Origin of the sequence: Sphingomonas rosea, assembly GCF_039538065.1 — a bacterium.
Classification (GTDB): Bacteria; Pseudomonadota; Alphaproteobacteria; order Sphingomonadales; family Sphingomonadaceae; genus Sphingomicrobium; species Sphingomicrobium rosea.
This window is the reverse complement of sequence record NZ_BAABBR010000001.1, coordinates 1060851-1083732: the sequence shown is the minus strand read 5'-3', so window position 1 is coordinate 1083732 and position 22882 is coordinate 1060851. Positions and strand designations below refer to the sequence as shown.

The following is a 22882-nucleotide window of genomic DNA, read 5'->3' as shown; positions in this document are numbered from 1 at the left end:
GCAGTAGTAATAGCTAAAAAGTGGCTAGCCGTTCCGGCTTTTCACTCCGCAGCGGCAGACGTACTCTCGGGCTTCCCTTGGCTTAATCGATCACCGCTCAGCATGTTGGCCCACCAACTTGCTGGTTCCCCATTGTCGTCACCGCTGACAAGTCTAACGGGATGTTCGCCGAACCTCTGGATGAGGTAAGCCTTAAGTGCGTTGGTTAGCTTCGGATCACCTTTGAGTTCGTCTTTGTAACCAATGTACGCCTTGGCGGCCGCAGCCTTCGCCGCGTAGTCAATCCGGAGAAGATCAATTCTTCGATATTGTACAGAAGCAAACCAAGCCAAAAACACAAAGGGCGCAAGCAAGGCCGTGCGAATCAGCAGGCTAATTCCGAGAGCCTCAATGCCCTGACCCGACTTAACCGATTCAGAGAACGCACTGACCGCTGGAAGAACCTCCTTAACTGCAAAAAGAACGGCGCCAATTACACCCACTACAATTAAGCTTCCAAAGATTGCCAACCCTTTAAGCTTGCTATCCCTCTCGGCAATGAATGATTCCGCTAATCCGGCTTGGGTAGAGCCACGCAACGCCTTGCGAGCGTCCTCGATAACGCTTTGAGCGTTCTTTCTCACGATTTCAGCAGAGTTTTTGCTCTGCTCGGCATTTTGCGCAGACTTGCTGGCCCTACTTTGAGCTTCCGTAGCCTTCTTCGCCGAAGCTTCAGCCTGTTTAACAATTTCCGCCGCCCTAGCAGACAGACCTTCTAGACCGGTACTTGTCCCCTCGTCAGTGTCCCCATTTAATAAGGAAATTGCTTTGCTCCGGCTCGCCTCTATTTCGGCTACCTTAAGGTTGAAGTCTTCAATTGATGTACCGAGTTCGTCCGCCTTCGAGCGTAGATCGTTTATTTGCGCCTCTAACGCCTGCTGCAATTCTTCCGCAGCGGCCTGTTTGCTTTGAGCCTCCCCGAAGGCTCGTTCGACGGCTGCAAGTCGACGACGCAGAGGTGTTGAGCTTGCAGAGTCGGTTGCCACAACTCCTGTAGCTAACTCCAACCTATTCCGCAGATCTACAAATGTCGGCATGTAGTTTTGTAAGGCATAATCTATCGCATTCCCCCTTGCGCCAATCAGATTTGCCGAAGTATTTATCACTGTTTGGGGGACATTAGTGTTGGAGTAGAGCAGATGCGGCCAATCTATTCCAGTACCGGCATCAACTCTGTCCAAAAGCAACTTGAAGGAACGAAAGAATACTTTGAGACTATCTTTTGTGAGGCCAGGAACAATAGCGCTCGGGTCTCCCGGCATCGAGTCTAGGGCATCCTCGATATCTTCGAGGAGTTCCCCGTACTGATCCCCGTATGCGGTCATTCCGCCGCCACCGTAGCCGCATCGAACAGCCCGCCTTCGGCCTCGGCTTCCGGCGCGTCGTTGGCGACCTTGGCTTTCTGGCGGCGGTCGAAGTTGTCCCAGACGTCGTTCCAGTTTCCGCGCGTCGCGGCCTTCGAATATTCGGTGGCGCGCTGCTCGAAGAAGTTGGCGTGCTCGACGCCGTTCAGCAGCGGTGCGAGCCAGGGGAGCGGGTGCTCGTCGACCATGTAGATCGGCTGGAAGCCCAATTGCCCGAGGCGCCAGTCGGCGATGTAGCGGACATACTTCTTGATCGACTTGGCGGTCATGCCCTCGACCGGGCCCTGCTCGAAGGCGAGGTCGATGAAGGCGTCTTCCAGGCGCACCGTCTTCTGGCACTGGTCGATGATCGAATCGCGCACGTCGGCGGTGAGGCAGTCGCGCTCCTTCACGAAGGCGTGGAAGAGCTTGATGATGCCCTCGCAGTGGAGCGATTCGTCGCGGACCGACCAGCTGACGATCTGCCCCATGCCCTTCATCTTGTTGAAGCGCGGGAAGTTCATCAGCATCGCGAAGCTGGCGAACAGCTGCAGCCCCTCGGTGAAGGCGCCGAACATGGCGAGCGTCTTGGCGATGTCGGCGTCGGTGTCGACCCCGAAGGTGTTCAGATAGTCGTGCTTGTCCTTCATCTCCTTGTACTGGAGGAAGGCGCTGTATTCGCTCTCGGGCATGCCGATCGTGTCGAGCAGGTGCGAGTACGCAGCGATGTGCACCGTCTCCATGTTGGAGAAGGCGGTGAGCATCATCTTGATCTCGGTCGGCTTGAACACCGAGCCGTACTTGTCGTGGTAGCAGTCCTGCACCTCGACGTCGGCCTGGGTGAAGAAGCGGAAGATCTGGGTGAGGAGGTTGCGCTCGTGCGGCGTCAGCTTCTGCGCCCAGTCGCGGCAGTCCTCGCCCAGGGGCACTTCCTCGGGCATCCAGTGGATCTGCTGCTGGCGCTTCCAGAACTCGAACGCCCAAGGATATTCGAAGGGCTTGTAGGCCTTGTTGGCTTGCAGGAGGGGCATGGGATCAGTCCTTGGGCTGGGTGATGGGGTCGGACGCGGCCGCGGCGAGGCGGCGGCGGCGGGTGAAGACGACGAGGGTGTAGAGGCCCGCGAAGAGCGCGATCAGCGCCGACAATGTGACGATCGTTGCTTGGGTCACCAGAACAGCCTCCGATTGGGGTTGGACGTCTTGGACGCGCGGGCGCGGAACATCTGGATATACATCCAAAGCCCTGAAAAAGCGAAGAAAAGCAGCGCGAAACCACTGAGAATCGAGAGCGCGACGCCGACCGGTCCGAACTCCTCGCCCGAGTGGAGGTGATGGAGCAGGCCGAGGTTCCAGCCGCCCGGCTGGGGCTTGGGCCGGCAATTCATGGTCTCGGGGCAGACGAAGCCCGCGGGGACGACCGGCGGCGGCGCGGCGGCGGCGCGGCTGTCGTTCACCAGGCTGCCGATCTGGCTGAGGATGCCGGTGGTGGCGACGAACAGGATGAGGATCCCGAAGAAGACCGAGAGCCAGCGGTGCCACTTACGCATGCGAAGTTCCTTTGTTGCGAATCATTCGCAACGCGTGGCGTTGTTGCGAGCGGTTCGCAAGAGCGGAGTGGCGGCGGGTCATTTGTAAATATCGATGATGATCGCGAGGAGCGCGAGCGTGGCGACCACGCCCAGCGTCCACGCCAGCCACCGCGCGTTGCGGCGACGCTGCGGCTCGTCCTCGGCTGCGAGTGGCTGGGTGCGCGAGTTGATGAGCGTCATGCCGATGATTGCGGTGGCCGTACTGTAGATCGGCGAGACCGGCTTCGCCCCGGTCCAGCCAAGCACGCCCGAAAAATGCCATAGGAGGATCGCGATCGCCCCCGCCTCGCAGGCGACGCCGAGCCACTGCACCCAGTTGAACGGGCGCCGGGGGCCGACGGGCGCCGACGGCGCGAGGGGATCGAAGCTCGACTGGCGATAGCTCATGACGCCGCCTCGTTGCGGAACTCTGGATAGGGCTTGGTGGTGGCGTAGGCGATGGCGAAGCCGGCGAGGACCAGGCCGAAGGCGAGGATCATCATGCCGCCGATGAGCTGGGCTGTGGACTTGCGCGATTCCCCGACGCGGCCGCGCAGCGCGGTGACGAGGAGGAGCAGGCCGATCAGGGCGGCGAGGCCGCCGACGATGACGAAGAGCATGTTCATGGCCGCTCAACGCCCCCCGCGCTGCTTGCGTCCCACCCACGCGCCGAAGGCGATGACGCCCACGGCGAGAAGGAAGAAAAGGACGGGGTTGGCGAGCATGGCGTGGTTCCGCTGATCCTTGAGGACAGGCCCTCACCCTTCCGCCCGCCAAGGCGGGCTCCCTCCCTCTCCCGCGAGCGGAAGAGGGAATGAAGGATCACTGGCAGGCGAGGCACTCGTCGTAGTCGGTCGAGGCGGCAAGTTCGTATTTGGGCGCTTCGGCGGTGTTGTCGGCCTCGACCCCGCCCGCGAAGCCGGCGCGCTGCACCGACTTGGAACGCAGGTAGTAGAGCGACTTGATGCCCAGCTCCCAGGCGCGGAAGTGGAGCATCATCAGGTCCCACTTGTCGACGTCGGCCGGGATGAACAGGTTCAGCGAGGTGGCCTGGTCGATGTAAGGCGTGCGGTCGGCGGCAAGCTCGATCAGCCAGCGCTGGTCGATCTCGAAGCTGGTCTTGTAGGTGTCCTTTTCCTCCTGGCTGAGGAAGTCGAGGTGCTGGACGCTGCCGCCCTGCTCGAGGATCGAATTCCAGACCTGCTCGGAATTCTTGCTCTTCTCGATCAGTAGCTTCTCCAGATACGGATTGCGGATCGAGAAGGAGCCCGACAGCGTCTTGTGGGTGTAGACGTTGGCCGGGATCGGCTCGATGCAGGCCGAGGTGCCGCCGCAGATGATCGAGATCGACGCGGTCGGCGCGATCGCCATCTTGCAGGAAAAGCGCTCCATCACGCCCATGTCGGCGGCGTCGGGGCACGGCCCCCGCTCGACCGCGAGCTGGAGCGAAGCCTCGTCGACCTGCGCCTTGATGTGCTTGAAGATGCGCAGGTTCCAGCTCTTGGCCATGGCGCCCTCGAAGGGGAGGTTGCGGGCCTGGAGGAAGGAGTGGAAGCCCATCACGCCGAGGCCGACCGAGCGCTCGCGCTCGGCGCTGTACTTGGCGCGCGCCATCTCGTCGGGGGCGCGGTCGATATAGTCGGTCAGCACGTTGTCGAGGAAGCGCATGACGTCCTCGATGAACTGCTTGTCGCCGTTCCACTCGTCCCAGGTCTCGAGGTTCAGGGACGACAGGCAGCAGACCGCGGTGCGGTCGGCGCCCAGATGGTCCTTGCCGGTCGGAAGGGTGATTTCCGAGCAGAGGTTCGAGGTCGAGACCTTGAGCCCGAGGTCGCGGTGATGCTTGGGCATCGACCGGTTCACCTGGTCGATGAAGATGATGTAGGGCTCGCCGGTCGCGAGGCGGGTCTCGACCAGCTTCTGGAACAAGGAGCGGGCGTCGACCTTGCCGCGCTCGGACTGGTCCTTCGGGCTGCGGAGCGTGAACTCGCCGCCTTCACGGACGCATTCCATGAACTCGTCGGTGACGAGCACGCCGTGGTGGAGGTTGAGCGCCTTGCGGTTGAAGTCGCCGCTCGGCTTCCGGATCTCGAGGAACTCCTCGATCTCGGGGTGCGAGATGTCGAGATAGCAGGCGGCCGAGCCACGGCGGAGCGAGCCCTGCGAGATCGCGAGGGTCAACGAGTCCATCACGCGGACGAAGGGGATGATGCCGCTGGTCTTGCCGTTGAGGCCGACCGGCTCGCCGATCCCGCGGACATTGCCCCAATAGGTGCCGATGCCGCCGCCCTTGGAGGCGAGCCAGACATTCTCGTTCCAGGTGTTGACGATGCCGTCGAGGCTGTCGCTGACCGAATTGAGGTAGCAGCTGATCGGCAGGCCGCGGCCGGTGCCGCCGTTCGACAGCACGGGGGTCGCGGGCATGAACCACAGGCGGCTGATGTAATCGTACACGCGCTGCGCATGCCCGGCATCGTCGGCATAGGCCGAGGCGACGCGGGCGAAGAGGTCCTGATAACCCTCGCCGGGCAGGAGGTAGCGGTCGCGCAGCGTTTCCTTGCCGAATTCGGTCAGGAGCGCGTCGCGGCTCGAGTCGGTGACGACGTCGAAGCGACGCACGTCAACGGTCTTGCTGTCCTTCTTCGCCGCGGTTGCGGTGGGGGTGACGTCGGCGGTGCCGACCTCGCTGCCACTCGAGAAGTCCATGACTGCTTCCTCCTGGCGGCCTTGAGCGCCGCGCGTTGTTCCCGTTTCGTTCACGGAGCCGGGATACGCCCAAGCCCCGCGATTCGCTAGGGGCCGAGTGGCCTTGGAGAAGCTTTCCCCGCTTTCCACAGGGACGCGCTTCTCCCTCGCTGGGAATATAGTTATCCCCAGCGCCAACCACAATGATGTGCGTTGGTGCCCTCGATCCGCTACAACATCTTGTGCTTTGCGCCGCTTTCGGACGCAAGACGGAAAATGATGGTTAACCGAAGATTGCGGTGGATAATGTGTTTTCCGCGCCGCACTCCGGGGGGCGGCGAGCCTGCCTCATTCATGCCGCCAAGCGGCGCCAGTGGCGGTTCATCAAGGGCTTGCCACAGGCGGCGACACGAACGGCGAAGGCAGGCGGGTTGAGCGAAGCGACGTGGGGACGGCGGCGGCAGGCCGAAGCGGTGCGCGGATCGCGGCGCCGGCGGCTGCTCGGGCTCGGCGCGGCGCTGGCGTTCGAGGCGCTGGTGGTGCTGATCCTGCTGACGATCGGCGCCCGGACCTTCGTTCCGATGAGCGGCGAGGCGCCCTTGAAGACCTTCGACGTGTCCGAGGAGCCGGCGGACGAACCGCAGCCCGAGCAGAAGACCAGCGAACAGGAAAAAGCGCAGCCGCGCGAGACCCAGCCGGTGAGCGAGCCGCGCCCCGAGGTGCGGCCACCGGTCGCGACTCCGCTAAGCGTCGTCCCGCCGCCCGCGGTCAAGCTCCCCTCCCCGCTGGTCGAGATGTCGTCCGAGCAGATGGCGAGCGCGGACCTGCGCAATTTCCCGGCAACGCCCAAGCGCGCGCCGGCCGGGCCGCCCGCGCCCAAGGGCGAGGCCGACAGCGAGGTGGTGGGGCGCGCACCCAATGGCGAGACGCTCTACGCCGCGGCCTGGCTGCGCGAACCCTATGACAGCGAGCTTCGCGGCTATCTCTCGACCGCCGATCCGGGCTGGGCGCTGATCGCCTGCAAGACCGTGCCGGGCTTCAAGGTCGACGACTGCGTCGGGCTCGACGAATGGCCCAAGGGCTCGCGGCTCGAGCGGGCGGTGCTGGCCGCCGCCTGGCAGTTCAAGGTCCGGCCGCCGCGGGTCGGCGGGGACTACAAGGTCGGCGAATGGGTGCAGATCCGGATCGATTATTCGGTCGGCCGGCGGCGCTAATCGGCGATAATTTGAACTTTTCGTCCGGTCAGGATATATAGTCTCCGCGGACCGGGCCCCTCTGGCGCGTTCGCGGCCGAATCATTCGGCCGGGAGCACGTGATGTCGGACCGCATCGGATCATCCGATGTGACCTGGCCCGGCGTCCTCGCCCCCATCTTCACTGACGATGCTCCGATCGGCTGAACCACGAGCCTGATTGAGGAGCTTATGACGACCAAGGACTGGCCGCCGGGAGATCGCGCGACTTCGAACTTGCACGCGAATGACACGATAGTGTCATGCGCCTGTGATGATGGGGCGGCGGCGGGCGGCCTGGCCCCGCAAGGACGGGGACACCATCATGAAAACGACCATCTTCGCGGGCGCGCTCGCGCTGCTGACCGCAACCCCGGCGCTGGCCGCGGACGACCAGCTCGAATGGTGGTCGGACCTGACGCTCAGCCACGACCTCGACAAGAAGACCTTTGTCGAATTCCAGACCCAGCAGCGCTTCCGCGAGAGCCCTGCGGGCGACAGCCACATCTATCGCATCTGGCTGGGGCGGAAGATCAGCAAGGCGACCTCGCTGTCGCTCGGGCTGCATCGCTCCAAGGAAGGCGCGGACCTCGAGACGCGGATCATCGAGCAGGCCAGCTACACGCTGGATTCGAAGCTCGGGCTCAAGGGCCGTACGCGGCTCGAGCAACGGATGATCGACGGGCGCGACCGGACCGGCTGGCGGCTCCGGCAACGCATCGGCGTGGCCATTCCGCTGACCGACAAGCCCAAGGACTGGGCGCTGGCCGCCAATGCGGAAGGCTTCTTCACGCTGCGCGCGACCTCGGCGACCGGCGATACCGGGCTGACCGGCCTGCGCACCTTCGTCGGCTTCCAGAAGACCTTCGGGAAGATGGATCTCGGCGTCGGCTACACGCGCCAGCAGAGCATCCGCAAGAACCGGCCCGACGTGGTCGGCCACGCGCCGACGCTCAACCTCACCTTCAAGCTCTAGCCCCGCGGCCCGCCTCCCGGCGTGCGGCCGCGCGCTGAGGAGACGACCCCATGGAATTCCTGTTTGCCGACTGGCTCGGCACCCCCGTCTGGTTCTGGCTGTCCTTCATCGGGGTGGTCGCGGGCCTGACCGCGCTCGATCTCGGGATCCTCCACAAGGAGGATCGCGAAATGGGCATCGCCGAAAGCCTCAAGCTGTCGGCCTTCTACATCGGCCTCGCCCTGCTGTTCGGCGTCTGGGTCTATTTCCAGAAAACGGCTTCGCTCGGCGCGGAGGCGGGCGCGGACCTCGCGCTCAAATATTACACCGCCTTCTTCATCGAAAAGGCGCTGTCGATCGACAACGTCTTCGTGATCAGCCTGATCTTCACCTATTTCGCGATTCCCGCGAAATATCAGTATCGCGCGCTCCTGTGGGGCATCGTCGCGGTGATCATCCTGCGCGGCATCATGATCGGCGTCGGCGCGGCGGTGGTCCAGCAGTATCACTGGGTGCTCTACATCTTCGCCGCCTTCCTGGTGGTGACGGGCATCAAGATGCTGTTCGCGGGCGACAAGCCGATGGACATCGAGGGCAATCCGGTGATCCGCTTCATCAGCCGCCACATGCGGGTCACGAAGGAGCTTCACGACCAGCACTTCTTCGTGAAGGTGCCTGACGAGAAGACCGGCAAGCTGGTCCGCGCGGCGACGCCCTTGTTCCTGGCGCTGGTGGTGATCAACCTCGCCGACCTCGTGTTCGCGGTCGACAGCGTGCCGGCGGTGTTCGCGATCACCACCGACACCTTCATCGTCTACACCTCGAACATCATGGCGATCCTCGGCCTTCGCGCGCTCTACTTCGCGCTGGCCGCGATGGTGCACCGCTTCCACTATCTGAAATATGCGCTGGCGCTGGTGCTGGTGTTCATCGGCGCCAAGATCTTCGTCGCCGATTTCCTCTTGGATGGCGGCAAGTTCCCACCGCTGCTCAGCCTCGGCGTGACCGCGGGCCTGATCGCGGGCGGCGTCTTCTATTCGCTGTGGAAGACGCGCGGCCAGCCCGAGCCGAACTGGCCGGCCGACAAGGGTCCCGAGCCCGCCGGGGCCAGGCTCGACCAGCTGCCGGGGGACCGGGCGCACTAGACCTCCCCCCGCTGCGGGCCGGCCGGGGGTGGCCGGCCGGCCCGGCTTTTCCCTGTCTCCACCACGACCAACCGAAGGAGAGATTGCGTGAATTTCGTGAAGCCTGCCGTCATGATCGCCGCCGGGTCGCTGGCCGCCCTCGCCGTCCCCGCCGGGGCCTCGGCCACGAGCCAGACGGCCCGCTGCGTCCCCGTCGGCGCCACCACCGCGGATGACCAGTTCGCCCGCTTCAACGCGGCCTGGGCGTCGGGCAATCCCGACACGGTGACCGACCTGTTCAGCCGCGACGCGGTGCTGCTGGCGACCGTGTCGAACGTGCCGCGCACCGACCGCGCGGGCATCCGCGACTATTTCGTCTCGTTCCTCAAGGGCAAGCCGGTCGGAACCATCACCACGAGCAACGTCCGCCAGGGCTGCGACATGCTGGTCCGGACCGGCACGTGGACGGTGGCGCTGACCAACCAGAACAGTGGCGTGCGCAACAACGTCAAGGCGCGCTACACCTTCATCTACAAGATGGAGGACGGAGCGTGGAAGATCGCCCATCTCCACAGCTCGATGATGCCGATCAGCGAATAAGGATGGCTGCCGCGGGACCGTCCGGCCGGACGGGTTCCGCGGCGAGCCAGCATCGGTAGCGGGGCGGCTGGACCAGTCCGCCGCCCCTTTTTCGTTCGTCAGGCCTTCTTCGCCGCGGGAGCGGTGCACTGGTCCGAGGTCTTCTTCGCGACAATCTCCTCGACCAGCTTGAAGTCGCCGTCGCCGGGGAAGCTGCTCGTTCCTTCGAGCGTGCCGGTGAAGCCGTCGGCGGTGTAGCTGCCGTCGACCATGGTCATCACGCTGCCTTTGCCCGGGCGGTTGCAATTGTAGGTGAGGTTCATCCGGCCCGACCGCGCATAGGGGTTCTCCAGCCGGCAGGTGTCGCCCTTGGTGGCAAAGAGCTCGGGCGCCGGGAGCCCGTCGTCGCCGACGCAGCCGGTGGTCTTGATGACGTCGCCAGCCTTGGCGAAGGTCGGGACCGGTGTCTTGTCGGCCGAGACGAGGCTCTTGACCGTGGCGGTCACCTCATAGGTGCCGGCCGGGATCTTGGCCGGTGCGGCGGCCGCCTTGGGCTTGGCTGTCTCGCTGCCGCACGACGCCAGCGCGAGTGCCCCGACGAGGCACAAAAATTTAACCTGCATTACTTCCCCCTGCTTGACGCGGACGGCGGGAAGCTTAGCCCCTGCGTCGCGTGACGCAATGCGTTCGGAATCGGAACCATTTGTTCGCCAAGGGATTCTGTAATGTCGCTCACGTTAGGGGGAACCGTGTACGCGCGCCCCAAACGAGCCGGAGTAGTAGAATAACGTGGACGACGAAGTGCGCATCACGAAGTCCGACCCAAGCAAGGCCACCGACATCGAGGGTGACGGCCAGTCGCGCGGACGCCCGGCCAAGGGAGAACTCGACACCGGCTCCAGCACCAGCACCTTCGGTTCGAGCCCGGGCATGAACCACTGGCGCGAAAGCGTCATCTCGCGCCCCGGCCTCGACGAGCGCGGCAATGTCTTCTTCGCGGCGATCGAGATGACTCGAATGCCGATGATCCTCACCGATCCCAACCAGCCCGACAATCCGATCGCGTTCGCCAACAAGGCCTTTCTCGACCTCACCGGTTATGAGGAAAGCGAAATCCTGGGGCGAAACTGCCGCTTCCTGCAGGGCGCCAACACCGACCGCGAGACGGTCGCCGCGCTGCGCGATGCGGTCAACAGCGGCGGCTCGATCGCCTGCGAGATCCTCAACTACAAGCGCGACGGCACGCCATTCTGGAACGCGGTCTTCATCGGGCCGGTGTTCGACGAAAGCGGCAAGCTCGCCTATCAGTTCGCCAGCCAGCTCGACGTCACGCGCCGCCGGAACAGCGAGCAGAGCTTCCGCCAGGCGCAGAAGATGGAGTCGATCGGCCAGCTCACCGCCGGGCTCGCGCACGATTTCAACAACCTGCTGCAGGTGGTGAACGGCAATCTCGAACTCCTGGCGTCCTGCATCGATGGCGACCGCGCGAAGCGCTACATCACCAACGCCCGCAGCGCCGCCGACCGCGGGGCCAAGCTCACCCGCCAGCTGCTGGCCTTCGCCCGCAAGACCCGGCTGACGCCCAAGCCGACCGACCTCAGCCATCTCGTCACCGACTTCATCGACGTGATCGAGAGCTCGCTCGGGAGCCAGGTGCAGCTCCAGCTCAATCTTCGCCGACGCCTGCCGCGGGTGATGATCGATCCCGAGCAGCTCGAAATGGCGTTGCTCAACATCCTCATGAACGCGCGCGATGCCATGCCCGGCGGCGGCGTGGTGACGATCACGACCAAGGCGATCCACCTCAACGGTGACGCCTTCGCGCGCCAGCTCCCCGAGGGCGAATATGTCGCGCTCGAGGTGTCGGACGAAGGCTCGGGCATGAGCGACGATGTGATCGAACGTGCGACCGAACCCTTCTTCACGACCAAGAGCCAGGGCAAGGGCACCGGCCTCGGCCTCGCCATGGCCTCGGGCTTCGTCCAGCAGTCGCGTGGCCGGCTCGAAATCGAGAGCGAGCTTGGCAAGGGCGCGCTGTTGCGGATGATGTTCCCGGTCTCGCTCGACCAGGACGACGATGTCACCGAGCGCAAGCCCGACCGCCAGGTTCCGATCATCGAGAATCGCGGCAAGCCGGTCGAGCATCTGCTGGTCGTCGAGGACAGCGCCGAAGTGCTCGAACTGGCGATCGAGATCCTCGAGGCGGCCGGCTATCGCGTCACCACCGCCGACAGCGGCGAAGCGGCGCTGCGATTGTTCGAGAAAGCCGAGCCCGGCACGTTCGACCTTCTCTTCACCGATCTCGTCATGCCGGGCGGGATCAATGGCCTGATGCTGGCCGACGAGGTCCGTGCGCGCGATCCCGACATCGGAATCCTGCTCACCACCGGCTACAATGAGGAGCTGGTGATCGCGGGCCCCGACCGGCACCACAAGGATGTGCTGGGCAAGCCGTATCGCCGCGCCGAGCTGCTGGACCGCGTGCGGCAGGCGCTCAACAATCGCGAAGACCAGCATGACGCGCGGCGCAAGCCGTCGGACTTCGGAGCGGTCGAAGCCTAGGCTTTCCGGCGCCGGGTCGGCGCGTGGAAGTCGGCGGGCTTGTTCATGACCCAGGCGAGGAAGCGCGCAAGCTCGGGATTGCGGCCGAGTGCCGCAGGATCGTCGCCGATCCGGGCCAGTTCCTTGTTGCTGAAGGTCGCGTGGAGCGCGCGGTGGCAGATCGGGTGCACCGGCCGGGTCTCGCGCCCGCCGCGGCTCTTGGGCACCGGATGATGATATTCGACGCGCCGGCCGAGCGGCCGGGCGCAGAGCCAGCAAGCGTCCATTCCCAAGCGAACGCCCGATCGCCGTGCCGGTGCCCCGAGGCTTGTCGCCGGGGGCCGGGATTGGGAGAAGGGCCGATGCTCCGCCTGTTCCTGCTGCCTTTGTGCGCTTTCGCCCTCGTCGCCGCCAGGACTGCGCCCGCGCCGATCGCGACGCCGATCCGCCTGGGGACGAGCTTCGCCGTGCGCTCGCCCGAACTGGGGGACGTGCGCGCGGTCAATGTCGTGCTTCCGGCGAGCTATGCGAAGGAGCGCACACGACGGTACCCGGTGCTCTATCTCATCGACGGCGGGGTCGAGCAGGACCTGCTGCATATCGCCGGCGTGGTGCAGCTCGGCGGGATCTGGGGCCGCTCGGACGAGGCTATCGTGGTCGGGATCGAGACCCGCGACCGGCGGCGCGAACTGGTCGGCGCGACGGCAGACGCCGCGCTCATCAAGAAATATCCGACCGCCGGCGACAGCGCGCGCTTCCGCGCCTTCCTGCGCGAACGGGTGAAGCCGCTGGTCGAGCGGCATTATCGAACCAACGGGCAGTCGGTCTTGCTCGGGGAGTCGCTCGCCGGGCTGTTCGCGGTCGAGACCTATCTTGCCGAGCCGGCGCTGTTCACCGGTTACGGCGCCATCGATCCCAGCCTGTGGTGGGACAAGGAAGCGCTGTCGCTGACCGCGAAGGCGCGGCTCGGCGACGCCCAGCGCGGCCGCAGGCTGTTCCTCGCCTTCGCCAGGGAGCAATCGGAAGAGCCGGCGGCGATGCGACGACTGGTGGAGGGGCTGAAGGCGCGCGGCCTCCCCTTCTGCCTCGCTGCCCGGCCGCAACTGGCCCACGCCACCATCTACCAGCAGTCATCGCCCGAGGCGTTGCAATATCTGTTGCCGGCCAAGGAAGCGCCGGCGCCCGAATTTGGCTTCACCGTCCGGTGCGCGCCCGGCATGTGAGCGCTCACATGCCGGATGGCGGCGCCTCAACCCGCCATTCGTCGCTTTCATCGCCGGTTGGTCGCTTCGGCGCTTGACCGTCGCCTTGCGGACTTTCAGGCGCGGAGAAGCACTGGGGAACGCCCCCTCTCCTTCGCAACTTGTTCGAAAGACCTGTAAAAATGTCGCTTCTCCTGTTCGCCGCCGCGCTTGCGGCCGCGCCCGCCGGATCCGATGGCGTCCTTGGCCTCTGGAAGACCCAGACCCGCAACGGGATCGTCGAGATCAGCCGCTGCGGTGCCTCGGTCTGCGGCCGGCTGGTGACGTCGGATGGCCTCAAGGCCGATCCTAATCTCAAGGACGTCAACAACGCCAATCCGGGGCTGCGCGGTCGGCCCCTGAAGGGGCTCCCGATCCTCAGCGGCTTCAAGGCCGATGGCGCGGTGTGGAACGGCGGCAAGATCTACAATGCCGAGGACGGCAAGACCTACAGCGCGCGGCTGACCCCGTCGGGCAACCAGCTGCAGGTTCGCGGCTGCATCTTCGTCCCGCTCTGCAAGACGCAGACCTGGACCCGAATTCGCTAATCCCAACGAAAGTCTGACACTCCATGATTTCGCGTAATTTCGCGGCTTTTGCCGCCACGACGACCCTCGCCCTCGCGTTCGGCGCGACCCCGGCCTTCGCCCAGGCCTTTTATCTCCAGGAGCAGTCGGTGCGCGGCGCCGGCCGGGCCTTTTCGGGCGAGGCGGCCGACACCGGTTCGCAGAGCCTGTGGTGGAACCCCGCCGCCATCGGTGGCCAGACCCAGGCGAGCGGCGCGCTGGGCGTCGCGGTGATCCTGCCGCACGGCAAAGTGGTCGACACCGGCACGCGGATCGTGCGCCCGGGCCAGCTCCCCGCGCCGGTGGGCGGCAATGCGGTCGCGCGCAACCCGATCAACAATGGCGCGCTCCCCTCGGGTTCGATCGCGGTCCCGCTCAACGACCGGGTGGCGGTCGGCCTCGCGATCAGTTCGCCCTTCAGCTTCACCACCGACTACGACGCCGACAGCTGGACCCGCTACAGCGCCGATCGCACCAGCCTGCGGACGATCGACGTCCAGCCCTCGATCGGCGTCGCGGTAACCGACAACTTCCGCGTCGGCGGCGCGCTCAACATCGAATATGCCAAGGCGACGCTCAGCAACGCGCTTCCCAACCTGTCGCCGCTGCTGGCCGACGGCAGCCAGCAGCTGAAGGGCGACGGCTGGGACTTCGGCTGGACCGCGGGCGTCCAGCTCCACAACGAGCGCGCGACGCTCGGGCTTTCCTACAAGTCCTCGGTCCGTCACAAGCTGACCGGTGACCTGCGCGTGAGCGGGCTCGTGGATCCGCTGGCCGCCAACAACCTCACGCTGAGCGACGTGACCGCGACCTTCCGCACGCCGGACCAGATCATCGTCGCGGGCCGCCTCAAGGCGACCGAGCAGCTGACGGTGAACGCGCAGTTCGTCCGCTTCGGCTGGAAGAAGTTCGACGACATCACGCTCGGTGCGCCGGTCAATCAGGCGCTGCCGCAGAACTATCGCAACAGCTGGAGCCTGGCCGGCGGCGTCGACTATGCCGTCTCGCCCGAGTTGACGCTGCGCGCCGGCGTGCAGCGCGCGCTCACCCCGACCCGCGACGGCCAACGCGACGCCCGGGTGCCCGACAGCAACCGCTGGAACCTCGGCGTCGGCGGAAGCTATGCGCTGACCAAGGCGATCACGCTCGACGCTGCGGCCAATTACGTCGACTTCGCCAAGGCGCGGATCGACCGCCCGACCGCGGCCTATGTCGGCACGCCGGCGCAGACCGTGGTGCTGACCTCGGGCCAGCTCGAGCAGGCCCGCGCGGTCGTGCTGTCGTTCGGCGGCGCGATCCACTTCTAGTCAGGCGAGAGGCCTCGGGCGATTGCCGCCCGGGGCCTCCATCCCCATATTCGCGGGATGGAAATCCAGATCCGCACCAGCCTCGCCGAACCGGATACGAGCGAGGAGTTCGTCCCGCACCGGCCTGCGCGGCCCGCCAAGGCGGAAGGTGGACGCCCCTTCGTCCTCAAGAGCGATTACGCGCCCGCGGGCGACCAGCCGACCGCCATCCGCGAGCTGGTCGACGGGATCCGTGACCAGAACGAGAGGAGCCAGGTGCTCCTCGGCGTCACCGGTTCGGGCAAGACCTTCACCATGGCGCAGATCATCCAGGAGACGCAGCGCCCGGCGCTGATCCTCGCGCCCAACAAAATCCTCGCGGCCCAGCTCTACGGCGAGTTCCGCAGCTTCTTCCCCGACAATGCGGTCGAATATTTCGTCAGCTATTACGATTACTATCAGCCCGAGGCCTACGTGCCGCGGTCGGACACCTACATCGAGAAGGAAAGCTCGGTGAACGAGGCGATTGACCGGATGCGCCACTCGGCCACCCGCTCGCTGCTCGAGCGCGACGACGTGATCATCGTGGCGTCGGTCAGCTGCCTCTACGGCATCGGCTCGGTCGAGACCTATTCGGCGATGACCTTCAGCCTCAAGAAGGGCGAGACCGCCGACCAGCGCGAGATCGTGCGCAAGCTCGTCGCACTCCAGTACAAGCGCAACGACCAGGCGTTTGCGCGGGGCAACTTCCGGGTCCGCGGCGACAGTCTCGAGGTGTTCCCGTCGCACTATGAGGACAGCGCCTGGCGCATCTCCTTCTTCGGCGACGAGATCGAGGACATTGTCGAATTCGATCCGCTGACGGGCAAGAAGGTCGCGAGCCTGCCGAGCATCAAGCTCTACGCCAATTCGCACTATGTGACGCCGGGACCGACGCTCAAGCAGGCAAGTCATGCGATCCGGCACGAGCTCGAGGAGCGGCTCAAGGAACTGGAGGCGGAAGGCAAGCTGATCGAGCATCAACGGCTCGAGCAGCGGACCAATTTCGACCTCGAGATGATCGCCGCGACGGGCTCTTGCGCGGGGATCGAGAATTATTCCCGCTTCCTGACCGGCCGCCTGCCGGGTGAGCCGCCGCCCACCCTGTTCGAATATCTGCCCGACAACGCGCTGCTGTTCATCGACGAGAGCCACCAGACGGTGCCGCAGATCGGCGCGATGGCGCGTGGCGACCATCGGCGGAAGATCACGCTCGCTGAATATGGCTTCCGCCTGCCGAGCTGCATCGACAATCGCCCGCTGCGCTTCAACGAGTGGGACGCGATGCGCCCGCAGTCGGTGTTCGTCTCGGCGACCCCGGGACCGTGGGAGATCAACGAGACCGGCGGCGTCTTTTCCGAGCAGGTCATCCGGCCGACGGGGCTCATCGACCCGCCGGTCGAGATCAAGCCGGTCGAGGACCAGGTCGACGATCTCGTCGCCGAGGCCAAGGCGACCGCGAAGAAGGGCTATCGGACGCTCGTCACCACGCTCACCAAGCGGATGGCCGAGGACCTGACCGAATATCTCCACGAGGCGGGCCTGCGGGTCCGCTACATGCACTCGGACGTCGAGACGCTCGAGCGCATCGAGCTGATCCGCGACCTCAGGCTCGGGGTCTATGACGTGCTGGTCGGCATCAACCTCCTGCGCGAAGGCCTCGACATTCCCGAGTGCGGGCTGGTCGCGATCCTCGACGCCGACAAGGAAGGCTTCCTGCGCTCGGAGACGAGCCTCATCCAGACCATCGGCCGCGCGGCGCGCAACGTCGATGGCAAGGTCATCCTCTATGCCGACCGGGTCACCGGCTCGATGGAGCGCGCGCTCAACGAGACCAACCGGCGCCGCGAGAAGCAGGAGGAATATAACCGGATCCACGGCATCACCCCGGCGACGATCAAGCGCGACATCAGCGACATCATTGCCCACGTCTCGACCCGCGATGGCGTCGTCGTCGATACCGGCGATCCAGAGACGCCGCACTTGGTCGGGCACAACCTGCGCGCCTACATCAAGGATCTCGAAGAGCGGATGCGCAAGGCCGCGGCCGATCTCGAGTTCGAGGAAGCCGGCCGGCTTCGCGACGAGATCCGCAAGCTCGAGGAAGACGAGCTGGGGATTCCGGACCACGAGCGGGCGGCTCCGCGGGTCGGTCATTCGACCGAGGGCAAACCCGGCACGCGCAAGACGCGCTACGGCAAGCAGCAGCAGATGCGGATGAACAAGCGCGCCCGCCGCTGATCGAATGGCGCTGGCGTCGGCCGCGGCGCGGGCATAGCCTCGGTCCCGACCACCAAGGGGAGCCTGCCATGAAGCCCGTGATGCTTGTCGCTTTCTCGAGTCTCGCGCTTGTCGCCGCCGCGCCTTCCGCCGCGCCCATGGGCATGGCCGGGGTCCGGGCGGCCCTCGCCGATCCGGCGCGCGAGGCGAAGCTCAGGGAGATGGACGCGAGCCGCAAGCCCGCCGAGGTGCTGGCCTTCCTCGGGGTCCGGCCCGGCATGGCGGTCGCCGACATGTTCGCGGGCTCGGGCTACTGGACCCCGCTCTTCGCCAGGGCGGTCGGCCCCAGGGGGAGCGTCACCGCCTGGCAGCCGCTCCAGATGTACAAGGACAAGGGCAAGGCCGAGATCGACGCGCTGGTGGCCAGGACGCCGGGCGCGACCTTGCGGACCTTCCCGTTCGAGGCGTGGCAGGGTCCGGCGCGCGCCTATGACGTCGCGCTGGTCAATCTCGACTATCACGACATGTACTGGGAATCGGCCAAATACGGGATCGGCCGTGCCGAGCCGGGTGCCTTCGCCCGTGCGATGTATGCGTCGCTCAAGCCCGGCGGCGTGGTCGGGATCATCGACCATGTCGGGCCCGCCGGCGACACGCGCGCGATCGTCGACAAGCTTCACCGCATCGATCCGGCGGTGGTGAAGGCGGACTTCCTCAAGGCCGGCTTCAAACTCGATGGCGAGAGCAAGATCCTCGCCAACCCTGCAGACGACCACAGCAAGAACGTGTTCGACCCCGCGATCCGGGGAAAGACCGACCGCTTCTTCTTCCGCTTCCGCAAGCCGCGCTGAGAAGCACTGTTTGACGCGCGGAAGGCGGGGCGCTTAGCTTTGGCCATGCGCTTCGCCTTCCTCGCCGCCGCCCTCCTCGCCACCGTCTCCGCCGGCGCCGCCGCGCAGGACAAGGACAGAGCGGAGGCCGAAGCCCGCGCTTACGTGCCGCAGGTCGTCACGACCCGGCACCAGGGCGTCTTCGGCGGGCAGCGGCTCGGCTATTCGGCGACGGTCGGCGAGACGATCCTCAAGACGAAGGACGGCGTGCCCGAGGCGGCGATCGTCACCACGGCCTATGTGAAGGAACCGCGCGATCCCGCGCGGCCGGTGACCTTCCTGTTCAACGGCGGGCCGGGGTCGGGCTCGGTGTGGCTGCAGATGGGCGCCTTTGGGCCCAAGCGCGTGGCCATCCCGAGCGACGCGCGCGACGACGGCGCTCCGCCTTATCCCCTGCTCGACAACCCCGACAGCCTGCTCGACGTCACCGACCTCGTCTTCATCGATCCGCCGGGCACGGGCTTTTCGGTGATCCTGCCGGGCGGCGATCCCAAGAATTATTATGGCGTGACGCAGGACGCGAAGGCGGTCGCGCAGGTCATCCGCCGCTGGCTCAACGACAATGGCCGGTGGAACAGCCCCAAGTTCCTCGGGGGCGAGAGCTATGGCACGACCCGCTCGGCGGCGGTGGTGAACCAGCTCGAAGGCCAGACCTACAACGACGTCGGGCTGAACGGCATCCTGCTCATCTCGAGCATCCTCGACTTCGCGGCCGGCTCGCCGACCCCGGGGAACGAGCTCGGCTACATCACCAACCTGCCCTCGATGGCGACCACCGCCGCCTATCATGGCAAGGGTCTGGCGGGCACGGCCGCGGCCGAGGTCGCCGAGCAGGCGCGGCAGTTCGCCATCGGGCCTTATGCCGCCTTCCTGCTCAAGGGTGCGCGGGCGAGCGCCGAGGAGCGGGCGAGCGTGCGCGCCAGGCTCGCCCAGCTGACCGGGCTCAGCCAGACCTATCTCGACCAGGCCGACCTTCGGGTGACCCCCGACCGCTTCTACAAGGAACTGCTGCGCGATCGCGGCGTGACGATCGGCCGGCTCGACACGCGCTACACCGGCAAGGATTATGATGCGGCGGGTGAAAGCCCCGACAATGATCCCAGCTTCTACGGGATCGACGCGGGCTATACCGCGGCGGTGAACAGCTGGATGCGCGGGCCGCTCGGGTTCAGGACTGACCGCGAATATCAGTCGATCGGGAGCGTCGGCCCGTGGGACTGGTCACTGGGCGGCGGTGGCGGCGGGCGCCAGACCTATCTCAACGTCGCGCCCTACATCGGCACCGCGCTCAGGGAGAACAGCGGGCTGCGCGTGTTCGTGGGCCAGGGCTGGTACGATTTCGCGACGCCCTTCTTCGGCGCCGAGTACAGCCTCCAGCGCACCGGCATCCCCCAGGACCGCATCAGCTGGCATTATTATGATGCGGGCCACATGATGTACGTCCGCGACGAGGACCGCGCGAAGCTTTCCCGCGACATCCGCGCCTTCATCCGCGCGCGCTGAAGTGGGCCTCGACCGGCCGCTCAAGGTCTATGTCGACGGCGGTTGCCGGCCCAACCCCGGCAGGATCGAAGTCGCGGTCGTCGCGCGGGGCGAGATCCGCTTCTTCGACGATCTCGGCGAAGGCGGAAACGGTGAGGCCGAGTGGCTGGCGCTGTGCCTCGGGCTCGAGGTCGCGCAATCGCTGGCGGTGCCGCTGTTCGATCTGCTGGGCGACAATCGCGGCGTGATCGCGCAGGCAAGCGGGGTGTGGCCCTGCCGAAGCGCGCTGGATCGCCGCTATCGCGACCGGTTTTGCGCGTTGGCGAAAGCGGCGCCACCGCGGCGCCTGCGCTGGATCGGTCGCCACCAGAATCTCGCGGGAATCGCGCTCGACCGCCGCCGCTGACCGGCGCGCCCCGCGCGATGCAGGTCGCGCCATGTCAGCATGCGAAGAAAAGTGGTCGGGGAGAGAGGATTCGAACCTCCGGCCCCTGCCTCCCGAAGACAGTGCTCTACCAGGCTGAGCTACTCCCCGACCGGAACCCGCTCACGCGGGAACCAAGGCGGGGCGGTCTTTAGGCGGCGGTTCGGCGCGATGCAACCTCTTGTGCGCTGCGGCTTTGAAAGGATTGCGGCGCGTTGCTGATCCGGCCGTCCCATCCCCATCCCAGAAGGCACGATTTCGATGAACATCCTGATGATCCTCACCAGCCACGACCAGCTTGGCGACACCGGCAAGAAGACCGGCTTCTGGCTCGAGGAATTCGCCGCCCCTTATTATGTCCTCAAGGACGCGGGCCACACCATCACGCTCGCCAGCCCCAAGGGCGGCCAGCCGCCGCTCGATCCCAAGAGCGACGAGCCCGACGCGCAGACCGAGGCGACCGAGCGGTTCAAGAAGGACGAGGCGGCCAAGGCCCAGCTCGCCGCGACCGAGGTCCTTTCCACGATCGACCCTTCGCGCTTCGACGCGGTCTTCTATCCGGGCGGCCACGGCCCGATGTGGGATCTCGCCAACGACACCGACTCCAAGCGCGTGATCGAGACCACGCTGGCCGACGGCAAGCCCGTCGCGCTGGTCTGCCACGCCCCCGCCGCCCTGAAGAACGTCACCGCCCCCGACGGCAGCCCGCTGGTCAAGGGCCGCAAGGTCACCGGCTTCACCAACGAGGAAGAGGAGTCGGTCAAGCTCACCGACGTCGTCCCCTTCCTTCTCGAGGACGAACTGAAGCGCCTCGGCGGCAATTATTCGAAGGGTGAGACCTTCAAGCCCTATGTCGTCACCGACGGACTGCTCATCACCGGCCAAAACCCGCCGTCGAGCGAGCCGGCCGCCGAAGCGCTCCTCGAGGTGCTGAGCAAGGCGAAGGAGCCCGCGCCCGCGGCCTAAGGGCGACCGGCTTTCAGGAGATCGGGGACCCGGACGAGCTTTTCGCGGGCAAAGCCGAGGCGCGCGGCCGCGACCTCGGCCGCCTCGATCTTCTGCCAGTCGGCGAACAGGATCGGCTCGCACCCGCGTGAAGCGAGCAGCCGGTCGAGCCCGGCGGCGCCGGCGCGGGTCGAGCCTGGCGGGATGTCGGCGGCGATGATGTCGGCGACTTCGAAGCCGTCGGGCCGATTGGTGCCGATCGTCCCGGTCGGCCCGCGCCGTGCCCAGCCGACGGCGTAGAGCCGCTCGGCAATCTTGCCCGAGGCGTTGGGATAGCGCCCGAGCCCCTCGTCATAGGGGACGCCGGGGATCGGCGGCGAGGCATAGCCAATGCAGCTGACCACGAGGGATGCGGGAATGGCATAGGTCTCGCCGGTGCCGCGCGCCTGCCCGTCGGGACCGAGCGCGGTGCGTTCGACGATGATCCGCTCGGCCCGCCCGTCGCCTTCGATCGCGAGCGGCTTGGCGAAGAAATCGAAGCGGATGCGCTTGGGTTTCGCCGGGTCGGGCTCGGTGGCAGCAAAGCCGCGCAACAGCTCGACCGACTTGCGCTGTCCGGGTTCGAGCATGGCGTCGGTCCCGGCGGGCGGAAAATCATCGTCATCGACTTCGGGTGCGGCGTCGGCGAGATGACCGAGCTCGCCCAGTTCCTTTGGCGTCATCGCGATCTGGTGCGGCCCGCGCCGGCCGAGGATGGTGATGTCCTGCACGCGGCTGTTGCCGAGCGCCTCGAAGGCGTGGGCGACGATGTCCGAGCCGGTGAATTCTCCCGGCGTCTTGGACAGGATGCGCGCGACGTCGAGCGCGACATTGCCGTTGCCGACGATGACCGCGTGTCGCTGGTCGAGCGGCGGGGCGAGGTCGGCGAAGTCGGGATGGCCGTTGTACCAGCCGACGAAGGCCGCCGAGCCGATCACGCCCGGCAGGTCGTCGCCCGGGATGCCTAAGCGGCGGTCGTAGGGCGCCCCGGTCGCGAGCACGACCGCGTCATAATAATGGAGCAGCTCCTCGATCGACACATCGGCGCCGAGGTGGACGTTGCCGAGAAACCGCACGCCCGGGGTCAGCGCGACCTTCTCGTAGCGCTTGGCGACGGCCTTGATCGACTGGTGGTCGGGGGCGACCCCGAAGCGGATCAGGCCATAGGGGACCGGCAGGCGGTCGAGGATGTCGACCGCGACGTCACCGCCCTTCACCAAGGCTTCGGCGGTGTAGAAACCGGCGGGGCCGGAGCCGACGATGGCGACGTGGCGCATGGGTGAGACCTCCTTGGCGGCCCGAGTGTAACCCTGTCCGCGCCGCGGTCCAGTTCACTTCGTCGAGCGGTCTTCCAGCAGGAGCTCGCTGCCCTTGGACCGAAGCGCCGCCTCGATCGGGCGGGCCATCATGCCGAGCAGGCCCGGCAGCGCGACCTGGACTCGGACGACCTTGTCCTCGACGTCGAGCCGCGCATCGACCGTCTGGCCCATGGCGGTAATCCCGAGGCTGAGCTGGTCGGCCTGCCACTCGTGGGTGACGGTCGCGCCGCCGGGGATGAACCCGGCGAGCTTGCCGACATTGGCCTCGATCCGGCGGCGGGCTTCGGTGCGGCCGAGCTGATGGGGCAGGTCGACGTGGATGGGCTGAGTGCTCATGGTCGCCGAGGTGAGCGCCGTTCAGTGTC

Annotated in this window: 24 protein-coding genes and 1 tRNA gene; 13 read left to right on the top strand and 12 right to left on the bottom strand. The window is 66.1% G+C overall.

Annotated features, from left to right (window positions below; genetic code table 11):
• Positions 1-41 precede the first annotated feature (41 nt).
• The 7 genes from ABD693_RS05355 to ABD693_RS05325 form a co-directional block, all read right to left on the bottom strand.
• Positions 42-1364: a hypothetical protein gene (locus tag ABD693_RS05355; RefSeq protein WP_344695988.1), complete on the bottom strand. Its 1323-nt coding sequence runs from the start codon at positions 1362-1364 to the stop codon at positions 42-44.
• Entirely contained in the window at positions 1361-2413 is a 1053-nt protein-coding gene (locus ABD693_RS05350; protein ID WP_344695987.1) for a ribonucleotide-diphosphate reductase subunit beta, read from the bottom strand. The genes ABD693_RS05355 and ABD693_RS05350 overlap by 4 nt, the downstream gene beginning before the upstream one ends.
• A gap of 4 nt (positions 2414-2417) precedes the next feature.
• Positions 2418-2552, bottom strand: coding sequence for a hypothetical protein (locus ABD693_RS05345; RefSeq protein ID WP_344695986.1), 135 nt, complete (start codon positions 2550-2552; stop codon positions 2418-2420).
• Complete coding sequence (locus ABD693_RS05340; RefSeq protein WP_344695985.1) at positions 2549-2929, bottom strand: PepSY domain-containing protein; 381 nt, start codon at positions 2927-2929, stop codon at positions 2549-2551. The genes ABD693_RS05345 and ABD693_RS05340 overlap by 4 nt, the downstream gene beginning before the upstream one ends.
• Before the next feature lie 78 nt (positions 2930-3007).
• Positions 3008-3358 carry a hypothetical protein gene (locus ABD693_RS05335; RefSeq protein WP_344695984.1) on the bottom strand — a complete coding sequence of 117 codons (351 nt, stop codon included), beginning with the start codon at positions 3356-3358 and terminating at the stop codon, positions 3008-3010.
• A complete protein-coding gene (locus ABD693_RS05330) occupies positions 3355-3576 on the bottom strand; it encodes a hypothetical protein (protein ID WP_344695983.1) in 222 nt (73 codons plus the stop codon). The genes ABD693_RS05335 and ABD693_RS05330 overlap by 4 nt, the downstream gene beginning before the upstream one ends.
• A gap of 196 nt (positions 3577-3772) precedes the next feature.
• Complete coding sequence (locus ABD693_RS05325) at positions 3773-5656, bottom strand: ribonucleoside-diphosphate reductase subunit alpha (protein ID WP_344695982.1); 1884 nt, start codon at positions 5654-5656, stop codon at positions 3773-3775.
• Between the two features lie 410 nt (positions 5657-6066).
• Here ABD693_RS05325 and ABD693_RS05320 point away from each other — a divergent pair, with 410 nt between their 5' ends.
• The 4 genes from ABD693_RS05320 to ABD693_RS05305 all read left to right on the top strand — a co-directional run bounded on the left by ABD693_RS05320 (position 6067) and on the right by ABD693_RS05305 (position 9546).
• Positions 6067-6849 carry a hypothetical protein gene (locus ABD693_RS05320; protein WP_344695981.1) on the top strand — a complete coding sequence of 261 codons (783 nt, stop codon included), beginning with the start codon at positions 6067-6069 and terminating at the stop codon, positions 6847-6849.
• Between the two features lie 343 nt (positions 6850-7192).
• Positions 7193-7843, top strand: coding sequence for a DUF2490 domain-containing protein (locus ABD693_RS05315; RefSeq protein ID WP_344695980.1), 651 nt, complete (start codon positions 7193-7195; stop codon positions 7841-7843).
• A 50-nt stretch (positions 7844-7893) separates the two neighbouring features.
• On the top strand, positions 7894-8967 hold the full coding sequence (locus ABD693_RS05310) for a TerC family protein (protein ID WP_344695979.1): 1074 nt from the start codon (positions 7894-7896) through the stop codon (positions 8965-8967).
• A gap of 87 nt (positions 8968-9054) precedes the next feature.
• The gene (locus ABD693_RS05305) at positions 9055-9546 is read left to right on the top strand and encodes an SgcJ/EcaC family oxidoreductase (protein ID WP_344695978.1); all 492 of its coding nucleotides are present in this window, start codon (positions 9055-9057) and stop codon (positions 9544-9546) included.
• Between the two features lie 98 nt (positions 9547-9644).
• On the opposite strand, the gene ABD693_RS05300 is transcribed toward ABD693_RS05305, so the two are convergent.
• A complete protein-coding gene (locus ABD693_RS05300) occupies positions 9645-10148 on the bottom strand; it encodes a DUF3617 domain-containing protein (RefSeq protein WP_344695977.1) in 504 nt (167 codons plus the stop codon).
• A 166-nt stretch (positions 10149-10314) separates the two neighbouring features.
• Here ABD693_RS05300 and ABD693_RS05295 point away from each other — a divergent pair, with 166 nt between their 5' ends.
• A complete protein-coding gene (locus ABD693_RS05295) occupies positions 10315-12087 on the top strand; it encodes a histidine kinase famiy protein (RefSeq protein WP_344695976.1) in 1773 nt (590 codons plus the stop codon).
• Here ABD693_RS05295 and ABD693_RS05290 read toward each other — a convergent pair.
• Positions 12084-12353 (bottom strand): HNH endonuclease, encoded by a 270-nt coding sequence (locus tag ABD693_RS05290; RefSeq protein ID WP_344695975.1) that lies wholly within the window; start codon positions 12351-12353, stop codon positions 12084-12086. The genes ABD693_RS05295 and ABD693_RS05290 overlap by 4 nt on opposite strands.
• Positions 12354-12428: 75 nt before the next feature.
• On the opposite strand from ABD693_RS05290, the gene ABD693_RS05285 reads away from it, so the two are divergent.
• From ABD693_RS05285 to ABD693_RS05255, 7 genes are all read left to right on the top strand, one after another.
• Positions 12429-13289 carry an alpha/beta hydrolase gene (locus ABD693_RS05285; protein WP_344695974.1) on the top strand — a complete coding sequence of 287 codons (861 nt, stop codon included), beginning with the start codon at positions 12429-12431 and terminating at the stop codon, positions 13287-13289.
• Positions 13290-13450: 161 nt separating this feature from the next.
• Complete coding sequence (locus ABD693_RS05280) at positions 13451-13855, top strand: DUF2147 domain-containing protein (protein WP_344695973.1); 405 nt, start codon at positions 13451-13453, stop codon at positions 13853-13855.
• A 23-nt stretch (positions 13856-13878) separates the two neighbouring features.
• Positions 13879-15180: an OmpP1/FadL family transporter gene (locus ABD693_RS05275; protein ID WP_344695972.1), complete on the top strand. Its 1302-nt coding sequence runs from the start codon at positions 13879-13881 to the stop codon at positions 15178-15180.
• 57 nt (positions 15181-15237) lie between these two features.
• Positions 15238-17439, top strand: a complete 2202-nt coding sequence (gene uvrB, locus ABD693_RS05270; protein ID WP_344695971.1) for an excinuclease ABC subunit UvrB — start codon at positions 15238-15240, stop codon at positions 17437-17439.
• Between the two features lie 68 nt (positions 17440-17507).
• Complete coding sequence (locus ABD693_RS05265; protein ID WP_344695970.1) at positions 17508-18269, top strand: class I SAM-dependent methyltransferase; 762 nt, start codon at positions 17508-17510, stop codon at positions 18267-18269.
• Positions 18270-18314: 45 nt separating this feature from the next.
• On the top strand, positions 18315-19811 hold the full coding sequence (locus tag ABD693_RS05260; protein ID WP_344695969.1) for a S10 family peptidase: 1497 nt from the start codon (positions 18315-18317) through the stop codon (positions 19809-19811).
• A gap of 1 nt (position 19812) precedes the next feature.
• Positions 19813-20196, top strand: a complete 384-nt coding sequence (locus ABD693_RS05255; RefSeq protein ID WP_344695968.1) for a reverse transcriptase-like protein — start codon at positions 19813-19815, stop codon at positions 20194-20196.
• 52 nt (positions 20197-20248) lie between these two features.
• On the opposite strand, the gene ABD693_RS05250 is transcribed toward ABD693_RS05255, so the two are convergent.
• Positions 20249-20325, bottom strand: a tRNA-Pro gene (locus ABD693_RS05250).
• Between the two features lie 150 nt (positions 20326-20475).
• Here ABD693_RS05250 and ABD693_RS05245 point away from each other — a divergent pair.
• Complete coding sequence (locus ABD693_RS05245; protein WP_344695967.1) at positions 20476-21180, top strand: type 1 glutamine amidotransferase domain-containing protein; 705 nt, start codon at positions 20476-20478, stop codon at positions 21178-21180.
• Here ABD693_RS05245 and ABD693_RS05240 read toward each other — a convergent pair.
• Both ABD693_RS05240 and ABD693_RS05235 read right to left on the bottom strand, forming a co-directional pair.
• Complete coding sequence (locus ABD693_RS05240) at positions 21177-22475, bottom strand: FAD-dependent oxidoreductase (protein WP_344695966.1); 1299 nt, start codon at positions 22473-22475, stop codon at positions 21177-21179. The two genes, ABD693_RS05245 and ABD693_RS05240, sit on opposite strands and share 4 nt — an antisense overlap.
• A gap of 54 nt (positions 22476-22529) precedes the next feature.
• Positions 22530-22853 (bottom strand): polyhydroxyalkanoic acid system family protein, encoded by a 324-nt coding sequence (locus ABD693_RS05235; RefSeq protein WP_344695965.1) that lies wholly within the window; start codon positions 22851-22853, stop codon positions 22530-22532.
• Positions 22854-22882: the final 29 nt, after the last annotated feature.